Source organism: Thiomicrorhabdus heinhorstiae, from assembly GCF_013391765.2.
In the GTDB taxonomy this organism is placed as follows: domain Bacteria; phylum Pseudomonadota; class Gammaproteobacteria; order Thiomicrospirales; family Thiomicrospiraceae; genus Thiomicrorhabdus; species Thiomicrorhabdus heinhorstiae.
The window spans coordinates 1-11902 of sequence record NZ_JACBGI020000027.1; the positions used below are offsets into that span (position 1 = coordinate 1).

Here is an 11902-nt window from a genome sequence, read left to right on the forward strand (position 1 = left end):
ATTAATATATGATTTTAATTGTCAATTAAAATGGAGAAAAAAAATGTCAAACCAGCCGACTCTTGCCGGAATTCACAAAGAGTTTCAGGAATTTACCCTCAGTCATAACAGCGTCATTCTCGGAACAGTTGACCCACATCAGCGCCCGGAGGCCAGTTATGCACCGGTTTTGAAGGACATCGATCGCTTTTATATCTATGTTTCAGAGCTGTCGAAACACACTTTGAATCTGCTTGAACACCCTCGAGCGAGCCTGTTGTTTATCGAGAATGAAGAAAACGCCAAACATCTGTTTGCGCGCAAGAGAGCAACCTTGGAAACTCGCGCTTTGCGAGTACCGCGCGATAGCGAGATATGGCACAAAATTATCGAAAAGATGGAAGATAAATTCGGCGAGATTATTCAGATGTTGAGACCATTGGAAGATTTTCATCTCTTCGAACTGACGCCGCAAAGTGCCGGCTATGTTCGAGGCTTTGCACAAGCTTATCGCTTAGAAGGGGAAAACTTGTCGGAAGTGACCCATATCCGCGATCGCGGTCATGGAAAATCCCGGGAAAAAACCGCCTGACCTCCTCCTTGTAAACAATCAAAAGGACGGTGTAAATCCAAGCCGTCCCCGCCGATCTCCAACGGAATATTTCTCTCCGGGGTGCGACACTGTGTCGCATTGTCCACTTTTCAAACCTCCTATATATTTCCTATCCGTATAGCAAAAGACTTATAAATCATTGACTTATAAACTTGGTTTATGACCCATAAGTAAATGCTAATACGTTTTGCCCGTTGAGCAGGGACGCGACGCGGGCTCTTCAACAATTTCTGCTGTTTGAGTTCATTTGAATCTAGGAGGAAAAAATGCTCGAAACCCTCGGCCTCTATCCCAGCTGGTATGTGCCTGTTATCGGTTCTGCCTGGGTAATGGGGATTATCGGAACCATCCACGTTCTGGCATCACACACTTCAGTCGGCGCCTCGTGGCTGTTTGCCCTGATTGAAACCAAAGCGGTGCGGGAAAACAAACCCGAACTAATGGAATACATCAAAAAATACGGCGTCTTCCTGCTGGTCTTTTCTTACATTATCGGCTCGATTACCGGCCCGGGTATCTGGTACGCGATTACCGTCGCTTCGCCCAAAGGGGTCGGAGGACTGATTCACAACTTCGTCTGGGTATGGGCTGCCGAATGGGTCTATTTCACCGTCGAAGTCATCGGGGTCTATGCACTGGTCTATCTGATCGGAAAAATCGATCCGAAAACCCACTTGAAACTGACCTGGACCTTCGCTTTGGCCTCCTGGGCCACTATGCTGCTGATAGTCGGTATCCTGTCGTTTATGATGTGGCCGGGTAATGAAAGCTGGTATCAGACCGGCTCGACACTGGACGCTTTCTTCAATCTCAACTTCTTTGCCCACCTCGGCCTGCGTACCGCCTTTATGTTCGCGATTGCCGGAGCGGTCGGCGGTATTCTGGCGGCAACCATGAAAGACAAAGAAGTACGTATCGAAATCACCCGCTTCCTGTCAAAAATGGGCATCGCCGGAGTCTTTCTCGGCCTGATCATGTGGATGTGGTATGTGCAGACCCTGCCGGAAAACGCCCGCATCATTATGCAGACTCAGCTGCCAAGTTACATTGCACCGACACTGTTTGCGGTTCTGGCGGCAACCCTGATCTATTTTGCCTGGAGTGCCTGGAAACCTTTACAGCTGAAGCAGGGCTTTGCCGTCGCCATGACCGCAATCATCGCGATTGCCGGGCTCTGGCCGGAAGAACGTTCGCGCGAGTCGATCCGCAAGCCGTATGTGGCTGGTCAATATATCTACTCCAATCAGACCATCGCCCGCGATGTTGAAGGCAAGCAGATCAAATCCAATTTGCCGCAGATTGCCGAACACGGTGTTTTAAAAACGCATCCGTTCACACCAGTCTCGCTACGGGAAGTGACCGAGACCAATCGCCTGCAGGCCGGAGAATTCATCGCCAAAGTGATGTGTGCCAACTGCCACAGCATGGAAAACACAGGTCTGAGACCCATGCCGCAAAAACTGCACGGTTCAACCGATGTCGCCATGATCAAAGCCTACCTTGGCGGTGCTTTATATAACGGCACCGTACCTTATATGCCGCGCATTCCGTTACCGGAATTCGAACAGCAACTGGTAGCCGAATACCTTGCCAGCCTGTCGCAACCGCAAGCGGCCATGAAGCAATTGACTCTGGCCGAGTCCCGTTAATCAAGGAGATTTTTATGGAATTAACCGCTAACGAAACGGTCGCGGCCACCTTACAGGTCTTGCGCGATCCGGCCGGGATCCCTTCCCACCCGGTGGTCTTTCAGGTGTTGATGGTTTTCACTTGGGTATTTCACATGCTGTTCGTCAATATCACGCTCGGTAGCGCACTTTTATCGCTCTACGCTTTTCAGCATCGGCAAAATCGGCATTGGAATCAGCTATCCCAGGGGATGACTAAAGCCGCTAAAGTCAGTGTCAGCATGCTGATCGTACTTGGCGTTGCCCCTCTGCTATTCACACAGGTCATCTACGACCCGCAATGGTACAGCTCGAATGTGCTGTCGGCCGCCTGGGCGATCGGTTTTATTTTTACGCTGATTCTCGGTTACTCAAGCTGGTTTGTGTTCTATTTCAAAAACCACGACGGTGTCAAAAACTCTGCAATCTGGTGGGGAATCTTCGGTCTGGCAATGTTCGTGCTGGACGGCTTCATCATGCACGTTCTGTCTTATCAGGCTTTATTGCCGGAACAGTGGTTAAGCTGGTACAGCGCAGACGGTCAGGCAGACATGTCGGGAACGGGTCTTCACGCTTATCAACCCGGGCGTTTCCTGTTTTTCATGGCGATGAGTATTACGGTTCTCGGGGCTTTCCTCAGCGCTTACGCCCACTACTACAAGGTTCGCGAAGACAAAGAGCACCATTATCTGACGTTCGTTAATCGTCTCGGGCGAAAATTCACCTTCGCCGGTCTGCTAATGCAGAGCGTGACCTTCGTCTGGTGGCTCTTCGATCTTCCGGAACATCTACAGGCACTGCAAAGTCCACTTTCATGGGGCATCCTGCTGTTTATGGCGGTATTTGCCGCCATCATCAAAGGCAAACAAAGCCGTGAAATGCCGGCAAGTTATTTCTCTCTGGCAATGGCGTTCGGCTTAATCGCATTGATCGGTATCTTCCGCGAAGCCTTGCGTATTCACTATATGCTGCCGTTCGACTACGACATTACCGATTACAAAGTGATGGAAGACATCCCCAGTACTGCCCTGTTTTTTATGACTCTGATCGGCGTCGGCGGTCTGGTCGGCGGCTTTTTCCTGACGGCCATCTACAAGGCGGGGCGAACACAAGGCATGTACCAGGCCTCTAAACAGGTGTCGCAGCTCGGTTCCGCAGCGGTTGGCATTATGATCGGCTGGATTGCCGTCTTCTTTTTGACCGGGATCTGGGTCTGGTTACACAACGTTTAATTTTGCGGTCTGACTTTGCAAATATAAATTTAAAGGATTCTTTTTATGAAAACACCCATGAAATCTGTACTGAAAGCCTCACTCGTTTCGGTGACATTAATCACTGCTGCCAGCGCTCAATCGGTCCAGGCTGGCGATGTGCAGCAAGGCAAGCAGAAAGCGGCTTTGTGTTTCTCCTGCCACGGCGAACAGGGGAGAGCGATTCTACCGCAATACCCGAACCTGTCCGGACAGAGTGCGAAATATCTCAGTATCGCCTTGAAAGGTTACAAAAACGGCACTCGCCTTGATCCTGTCATGGCACCGATGGCAAAAATTCTCAGCGAAGACGACATCGCCAATATCAGCGCTTATTTCGCAACCTTTCAATAAATCCGAGCCTAAAGCCTAATCTTCAGCCGCCGTTCTCGGCGGCTTTTCCCAAACCACTCCTCAAACGATTTTCTTATCTCCGCATCTTCTTCACTCCAGGCTCGATTACAAAAGGCTCGATTACAAAAGGCTCGATTACAAAAGGCTCGTCAAACAAATAGTTATGTTATAACATAACTATTATTTCTTTCCGCTTTGGCGAATCACTGTGCATCTTAGGAAACTTAAAAAGATGAAATCTTTACCTGTTACCGTCCTATCCGGGTTTTTGGGCGCCGGAAAAACCACCCTTCTGAACTATATCCTGCAAAACCGGCAAGGCCTGAAAGTAGCGGTCATCGTCAACGATATGAGCGAAATCAATATCGATTCGTCACTGCTGCAAAATGACGTCCAACTGAATCGCGCCGAAGAAAAAATGGTCGAAATGTCCAACGGCTGCATCTGCTGCACTCTGCGCGAAGATCTGCTGGTGGAGATCTCCGCACTGGCAGAGAGCGGCCGCTACGACTACCTGCTGATCGAATCGACCGGTATCTCCGAACCTTTGCCAGTGGCCGAAACCTTTACCTTTACCGACGAAAGCGGGCGCTCGCTGTCGGATGTCGCACGTTTGGATACCATGGTGACTGTGGTGGACGGAGTCAATTTCCTGAAAGATTACCAACGCGCTTTGTCTCTGCAGGAAGCCGGAGAGAGTCTCGGTGAGGAAGACGAACGCAATGTGGCCGACCTGCTCATCGATCAGATCGAGTTCGCCAATGTCCTGCTGATCAGCAAAACCGATTTGATTGACGAAAAGCAGCGCCAACAACTTTACGGAGTGCTGAAAACCCTGAACCCGGATGCCGAAGTCCATGCGATCTCCAACGGTGAAATCGATCTGAGCCGTCTGTTGAATACCGGCTTGTTCGACTTTGCCAAAGCGCAGCTGGCTCCGGGCTGGCTTAAGGAAATGCGCGGTGAGCATATTCCGGAAACCGAAGAGTACGGTATCGCCAGCTTCAGCTATAAGGCACGCAAACCTTTCCATCCGCAAAAGTTCTGGAATTTCCTGCATCAGGACTGGCAACAGGGACGTCTGCTAAGATCCAAAGGCTATTTCTGGCTGGCAAGCCAGCCGCAGATGGCCGGTATATGGAGTCAGGCCGGCGGGATCGCCCACCACGGTTGGGCCGGCATGTTCTGGAAAGCGGTTCCCGAATCGCAATGGCCTCAAGACGAAGAAGCGCGCAAATTCATTCAGGCAAAATGGCAGGAACCTTTCGGCGACATGCGTCAGGAACTGGTGTTTATCGGCCAGGATCTGGATGCCGATCAGGTTTGCCACCAGTTGGATTCCTGCCTTTTGAGCGACGAAGAGTTACATGCTGGCGTAGAATACTGGTATCAACTGCAAGACCCGTTTCGAGAGGCTTAATCAACTTATGGATTCGCTAGAACAAAATCTGACCCAAGTACGCATTCAATGTCAAAACAACGGCGTCAAACTGACTCCTTTACGCGAACAGGTATTGCGCATCATGCTGCAAAACACCCAGCCGCAGAGTGCCTACGAGATTTTACAAAGCTACCAGAACGAATATAACCCCAAGGCGCAACCGATGACCATCTACCGCGCTTTGAATTTTCTCGAACAGATTGATGCGGTGCATCGCCTCTCTTCGACACGCCAATATATTGTCTGCGACCATCTCGGGCACGGCCATTCTCATCACGGATTTACCCAGTTTCTGATCTGTGACGAATGCGGCCAGCTCCAAGAGATCGAAATGGAAGAGTCAATTTGGCAAAAACTGTTGAACGAAGCCGCCGCTTATCAATTCACCCCCAACTCGACGGCGATTGAAATTCACGGCTTATGCCGGCAATGCGCATCTTCAATATGATGTCATTCTTTTGATGACCAACTGCCAATATGATCTGCTGAAACCTTTAACTGCAAGGGCTTATTCATGTCTATAAAACCCCTTATTTACACTGCTCTTTTCCCTCTTCTGCTCGGAAGTTCGCTGTCGGCATATGCCGAAGACGAGCACCATCATCACGAACACGGTGCCCATGAACACGGTATTGCCGAAATGGATGTCGCAATTGCCGGAAAACAATTGATGATCGACCTGGAAAGTCCGGCACATAATCTGTTCGGTTTCGAACATGCTCCGCAAACCAAACAACAGAAAGAACTTTTCGAACAGAAACGTCAACAGCTCCGCAAAGGCGCGCCTTTTATTCTGCCGCAAGCGGCCGGATGCCGTTTGGTTGAACGTGAGGATAATCTTGACGAACTGCAACATAAAACCGGCGGACACAGCGATCTTGATTTCGAGTGGCAGTTTGAATGCGCCGATACCGCCAAGTTGAATGTCATCGACGCAAAACCCTTGTTTGCCAGCTGGCCTCATCTGTTGAAATTGAGAGTGGAATGGCTGCGCGGAGGCGTCCAATCAGCACAGACGCTGGATAAACACGCAACGGAATTACGCCTGACTTCGGAGTAGCAATGATGGCATTATCGCCAAACGTTCAATCAGCACTGGAAATAGACCGGCTGCAATTCTCCTGGCCAGGAAGTAGTAAAGCCCTGTTACAGGTCCCGGAACTCAAAATCGCGCAGGGCGAACATCTTTTTATCGAAGGTCCTAGCGGCAGCGGCAAGTCGACGCTGCTAAACCTGCTTAGCGGTATTTTGCTACCGCAGCAGGGTTCGATTCGCCTGCTGGGTCAGGATCTGGCTGAGATGAAAAACGCCCAGCGTGACCGTTTCCGTGCCGACCATCTGGGGATTATTTTCCAGCAGTTTAATCTGCTGACCTATCTGACCCCGATCGAAAACATTTTGCTCAGTTTGCAAGCCTCGCCGCAGAAGGCGGCTAAGGTGGAAAACGCTTCACGTGAAGCACAGGCATTGTTAGCCCAATTGGGTTTAAGCTCTGTACAGAACAACAGTCATTCCCTGAGTGTCGGCCAGCAACAGCGAGTCGCTGCGGCACGCGCCCTGATCGGCAAACCGGAAATCATTCTTGCCGACGAACCGACTTCGGCACTGGACAGCGATCATCGGCACCGTTTTATCGAACAGTTGTTTCAGACCGCTGCTTCCGCCAATGCCAGCATTATTTTCGTCAGCCACGATCACAGTCTGAAAAGCCATTTCGAGCACAGCTTTCGTTTAACTCCGGCAGCGGAGGAAAACGATGGCATTTAGCTCCCTGATCCGGCTGGCATTAAAAAGTGCCTGGAGCCGCAAAGCGACTCTGATTCTTAGCCTATTCTCGGTAGCGGTCAGTATCGCTCTATTGATCGGTGTCGATCAGTTACGCAACCATACCAAAGCGCACTTTATGAACAGTCTCAGCGGTACCGATCTGATTGTCGGCGCCCGTAGCGGACCGGTTAATCTGCTGCTGTACAGCCTGTTCCACCTCGGTGAAGCGACGCACAATATCGATTACCAAAGCTACCTCAGTCTGCAGAAAATGCCGCAAATCGACTGGACGATTCCTCTATCGCTCGGCGACAGCCATCGCGGCTTTCAAGTGCTCGGCACCAATCAGGACCTCTATCGCCACTATCGCTATGCCGATAAACAGGCATTGCAATTCGCCGCAGGAAAACCTTTTAACGACCTTTACGATGTCGTCATCGGCTCCGAAGTCGCGCGTCGTTTCCATTATTCGCTCGGACACAAGCTGACTTTGGCGCACGGCATGAACCCGCAACATGCCATCGAGCATAAAGGACAAATATTTACCGTAGTCGGTATTCTTGAACCGACCGGAACGCCGATTGACGATAGTTTGCAGGTTTCTCTGAAAGCGCTGGAAGCGATTCACGTCGGCTGGCATAACGGTGCCCCGAGCGGACTGACCCTGACACCGGAACTAGCGCGCAAACTGGCCCCGCAGCCACAAACTCTGACCGCAGTGCTGGTCGGCTTGAAGAACCCGATTATGACCTTTAAGGTACAGCGGAAAATCAATCAGTTTGCCGACGAACCGCTCAGCGCCATCCTGCCCGGAGCCACTCTGGCCAAATTCTGGAAAACCCTTGGCATGTTCGAAAAATCGCTGTGGGCAATCGGGGCGCTGGTATTAGCTGCCGCCTTGCTGAATATTTTGATGGTTTTACTGGCTCCTTTGAACGAGCGGCGACGGGAAATTGCGATTTTAAGAGCCTTGGGCTGTCACGCTGGCGATGTCTTCAAGCTCTTCGCGATTGAAACCGCTGCTTTAATGTTGAGCGCCAGTGCCGTCGGCATCGCCCTCTTCTACGGTCTGCTCAATCTCGCGAAATACAGCTTTCCTCAAGTGCTGCAATTTATGCCGAGCTTGCCGCTCCTCACCACGCAAGAATTAGCAGGGCTGGGACTGCTTGGCATTTTGGCTCTGGCCTTAAGCTTGATTCCTGCATATATTGCCTATAAGCGCAGCTTGCATGATGGCTTAACCCCGAAACTCTGATCCGGATTGTGATTCAATGAAACAGCTTCTTTTCGTGTGCATTTTCGCTTTGTCCCTTTTCGCTGCCGACCATGCAGTGGCAAAAGAGTCCTCCACGCTGATTTACTGGGAAGACCTTCTCCCCCCGGGCTACGATGCCGATGCCATCTTGGAAAAACACCAGGCCGATCTGGAAAGGCTCGATCAACTGCCTGACGAAAGCGAAGAAGGGCAGAAACTGCTGCAGAAAATACTCGATAGCTTCAATGCCTCGCCAATGAACCAGAAATGGAATCATAAACCGATCAGACTCGATGGGTTTCTAGCTCCGCTGGATATTGAAAACGGCAAGATCGTGCGCTTTCTACTGGTGCCTTATTTCGGCGCCTGCATTCATGTTCCACCCCCACCGACCAACCAGACGGTATTAATCGAAACCGCCCCCGGACAGGCTATTCCGGTCGAGCAGGCCGATTACGCCTTTGTCGTGGAAGGCACTCTTGAGATTGAGAGCTCAAAAACCGACATCGGTAGCGCCGGCTACCGTATTCTCAACGCCAAAACCACCATCGATCGCGAGGGTACCTGGCTGGAACCGCAAAATTGAATCTCAAAAGCGCCTCTTTTTGCTAGAATCGGCCTTTAAACCGCTATTTTCATCAAGCCTTTAAAGGAAGCGCATGCCGTTGCAACTCGGAGCAGAGCTGACCGAACTCAAAGGAGTCGGCCCGAAACTGCTGGAAAAACTGCATAAACTGGGTCTGTTCGTTATTCAGGATCTGCTGCTGCATCTGCCGCTGCGCTACCAGGACAAAACCCGCCTGCTGGCAATCGAATCACTTCTGCCCGGCAGTGAAGTCCAAACCGAAGGTGCCATTATCTCCCAGGCCATGACCCGTGGCGGACGTAACAGCCTGGTAGTAAAGATTCAATCGCTCGGCGGCGCCGTACTGACACTGCGCTTTTTCCACTACCACTACCGTCAGGCACAGAGCTTTGTGCGCGGCAAGCACCTGAGAGTGTTCGGTGAAGCGCGTCTCGGTCCTAACGGGCTGGAGATGGTGCATCCGGCCTATCAATTTATCGACCCGAGTAACCCTCCGGCCCTGGAAAGCACTCTTACCCCGGTTTACCCGACTACCGAAGGCCTTGGTCAACCCAGTTTTCTGAAGCTGATCAGTCAGGCATTATCTGCTCTAAAACCGCATCCGCTTGATGAATTATTGCCGAAAGCCCTGCTTGAAGAACTGCAACTGCCGACTTTAACTCACGCCCTGTTTACTCTGCACCAGCCGCAAGCCGACGACGACCTGATCGCCATCAAGCAGTTTCGCCATCCGGCACAGCAGCGCTTGATTGTTGAGGAGATGATCAGCCAGCAGATCGGACTGCAAAAACTGCGTCAACAAGAACAGAAGCGTTCGGCGCCGGTCTTCCCTTCCAGCCGCCGCGTTAACGAACTGCTTGCATCGCTGCCTTTTTCTCTGACTTCAGCCCAACAGCGTGTACTGCAGGAAATTCAACACGACTTGCAGCGCCCACACCCAATGCAAAGATTGGTACAGGGTGATGTCGGTTCCGGCAAAACCGTTATTGCTGCCCTGGCTGCCATTCAGGCAGCCGACGCCGATTTTCAAGTGGCGGTTATGGCTCCGACGGAAATTCTCGCCGAGCAGCACCTTAACGCTTTTCAGGAATGGCTTGAGCCCTTGGGAATCGAAGTTGCCTGGCTGAACGGACGTATGAAGGCCGCCGAAAGACGCTACCAGCTCGCACGTATCGAAAACGGCGATGCCCAAGTCGTAATCGGCACCCACGCCCTGTTTCAGAACGCCGTCAACTTCCAGAAACTCGGCCTCGCCATTATCGACGAACAACACCGCTTCGGTGTCCACCAGCGTCTGGCTCTGCAGCAAAAAGGACAATCGATCATACTTGAGGGAGAAACGGACGAAGTCCTCTCAACAACGTCGAATCAAACAGCCCATGAACATCGGAAACCTGACAGCATGGGAAGAGCAGAGGGAGATAATTTGCTAAAGGTCGAGGCAGGCAAGCCGCGAGCAGCGGAGTTTACAAATAGCGTAAATGAGCAGCGGAAGCCCGAGAGCAACAAAGAAATGGTTCAAAACAGACTGTCTGAGGTGCACCCACACCAATTGATTATGACCGCAACCCCCATACCAAGGACTCTGGCCATGACCGCTTACGGCGACCTGGATCTGTCGATCATCGACGAACTGCCGCCGGGGCGAAAACCAATCGATACCGCCGTCATCAATAACAACAAACGCTTTGAAGTGATGGAGCATCTGTATCAACGCTGCAAAGACGGTGTGCAGGCCTACTGGGTCTGCCCGTTGATCGAAGAATCGGAACTGCTGCATGCACAGGCGGCGGAAGTAACCGCTAATCAGTTCAGCGAGCGTTGGCCGGATCTGCGTATCGGCCTGGTTCACGGCCGCCTGAAAGGCGAGCAGAAAGCGCTGGTGATGCAGGCTTTTAAAGCTCATGAACTGGATTTACTGGTCGCAACGACGGTGATCGAAGTCGGGGTCAATGTACCGAATGCCAGCCTGATGATTATCGAAAACGCCGAGCGCCTAGGGCTGGCACAATTACACCAGCTACGCGGCCGCGTCGGCCGGGGTGACAAACAGAGTCATTGCGTGCTGCTATACCAATCCCCGCTATCGGAAACCGGCAAGGCGCGTTTGAATATTATGCGTGAAACCAATGACGGTTTCCGCATTGCCGAAGAAGATCTCAATCTGCGCGGACCGGGGGAAATTCTTGGCACCAGACAGACCGGAGGGTTACAATTCCGTATTGCCGATTTAAAGCGTGACTCACGCTGGGTGCCGGTCGCCAAACAATGGTCGGAGCAGATCGTCACCAGCAACGCCCCCTTGGCAGAAGCCTTGCAAAACCGCTGGATCGGCCAGAAACTCGATTATCAACACGCCTGATTAAGTAAAGGAACTCCATGTCGGCTGCGGAACGAATAGCAAAACTGAAAGCGCTATTGCGAGAAAAGCAATCCGCCTCGTCAATTCAGCCGCAGTTTTGGAAGCCATCCGGCCTGATCGCAAGGGTCGCCCCGACTCAAAAAATCCGTTCCTGGCTGAGTACCCCGACATCTCTAACCGCCAGAATGCGCAGTTTGTGTCCTGATCTGGAAGTGGAAATCCTGTCGGAGCGCTATGAAGTGCCACTGTTGAGCGAAGCCGCCAAATTACTGATGGAGCGTAATCAAGAGGCTTGGGTGCGCTGTGTGTTACTGAAATGCGGGCAAAACAACTGGGTCTATGCCCGTACCGTGATCCCGAGACTGGATGCGCTCAATCCTTGGCATGAACTGCAACAACTCGGTACCCAACCGCTGGGTGAGATACTTTTTGAATTGCCCAATCTCGAACGTTCACCGTTTGAGTTCTCCAAAGATTCTCTCAGCTACTGGCCTCGTCTCAGCGAAAAATTGGCCAATCCAAAACTGCATAATAAGCCCGGTTTCGCCCGCCGTTCGGTGTTTGTACGCCAAAACGCCCCTCTGCTCTTAACAGAGGTCTTTTTGCCCGGTTTGACCGAAACCTAAAA

General features: G+C 51.6%; 12 protein-coding genes. All 12 read left to right on the forward strand.

The annotated features are described in order from the left end of the window. Positions 1 to 43: 43 nt before the first annotated feature. The 12 genes from H8792_RS10485 to H8792_RS10540 all read left to right on the forward strand — a co-directional run bounded on the left by H8792_RS10485 (position 44) and on the right by H8792_RS10540 (position 11900). Complete coding sequence (locus tag H8792_RS10485; RefSeq protein WP_185978915.1) at positions 44 to 571, forward strand: HugZ family pyridoxamine 5'-phosphate oxidase; 528 nt, start codon at positions 44 to 46, stop codon at positions 569 to 571. Positions 572 to 858: 287 nt separating this feature from the next. Then, a complete protein-coding gene (locus tag H8792_RS10490; protein ID WP_185978916.1) occupies positions 859 to 2241 on the forward strand; it encodes a c-type cytochrome in 1383 nt (460 codons plus the stop codon). Between the two features lie 14 nt (positions 2242 to 2255). Beyond that, complete coding sequence (locus tag H8792_RS10495; protein WP_185978917.1) at positions 2256 to 3491, forward strand: hypothetical protein; 1236 nt, start codon at positions 2256 to 2258, stop codon at positions 3489 to 3491. A gap of 45 nt (positions 3492 to 3536) precedes the next feature. Beyond that, positions 3537 to 3863 carry a c-type cytochrome gene (locus H8792_RS10500; RefSeq protein WP_228767081.1) on the forward strand — a complete coding sequence of 109 codons (327 nt, stop codon included), beginning with the start codon at positions 3537 to 3539 and terminating at the stop codon, positions 3861 to 3863. A 232-nt stretch (positions 3864 to 4095) separates the two neighbouring features. Next, on the forward strand, positions 4096 to 5283 hold the full coding sequence (gene zigA, locus H8792_RS10505; protein WP_185978918.1) for a zinc metallochaperone GTPase ZigA: 1188 nt from the start codon (positions 4096 to 4098) through the stop codon (positions 5281 to 5283). 7 nt (positions 5284 to 5290) lie between these two features. After that, positions 5291 to 5752, forward strand: coding sequence for a Fur family transcriptional regulator (locus tag H8792_RS10510; RefSeq protein WP_185978919.1), 462 nt, complete (start codon positions 5291 to 5293; stop codon positions 5750 to 5752). Positions 5753 to 5818: 66 nt separating this feature from the next. Further along, positions 5819 to 6364, forward strand: a complete 546-nt coding sequence (locus H8792_RS10515) for a ZrgA family zinc uptake protein (RefSeq protein ID WP_185978920.1) — start codon at positions 5819 to 5821, stop codon at positions 6362 to 6364. A gap of 2 nt (positions 6365 to 6366) precedes the next feature. Next, positions 6367 to 7071: an ATP-binding cassette domain-containing protein gene (locus tag H8792_RS10520; RefSeq protein WP_228767082.1), complete on the forward strand. Its 705-nt coding sequence runs from the start codon at positions 6367 to 6369 to the stop codon at positions 7069 to 7071. Next, a complete protein-coding gene (locus H8792_RS10525) occupies positions 7061 to 8326 on the forward strand; it encodes an ABC transporter permease (RefSeq protein ID WP_185978921.1) in 1266 nt (421 codons plus the stop codon). Before H8792_RS10520 ends, H8792_RS10525 begins: the two co-directional genes overlap by 11 nt. 16 nt (positions 8327 to 8342) lie before the next feature. Next, complete coding sequence (locus H8792_RS10530; protein ID WP_185978922.1) at positions 8343 to 8912, forward strand: DUF3299 domain-containing protein; 570 nt, start codon at positions 8343 to 8345, stop codon at positions 8910 to 8912. A 73-nt stretch (positions 8913 to 8985) separates the two neighbouring features. Then, a complete protein-coding gene (locus H8792_RS10535; RefSeq protein ID WP_185978923.1) occupies positions 8986 to 11274 on the forward strand; it encodes an ATP-dependent DNA helicase RecG in 2289 nt (762 codons plus the stop codon). Between the two features lie 17 nt (positions 11275 to 11291). Further along, a complete protein-coding gene (locus H8792_RS10540) occupies positions 11292 to 11900 on the forward strand; it encodes a chorismate--pyruvate lyase family protein (protein WP_185978924.1) in 609 nt (202 codons plus the stop codon). The last annotated feature ends 2 nt before the right edge of the window (positions 11901 to 11902 follow it).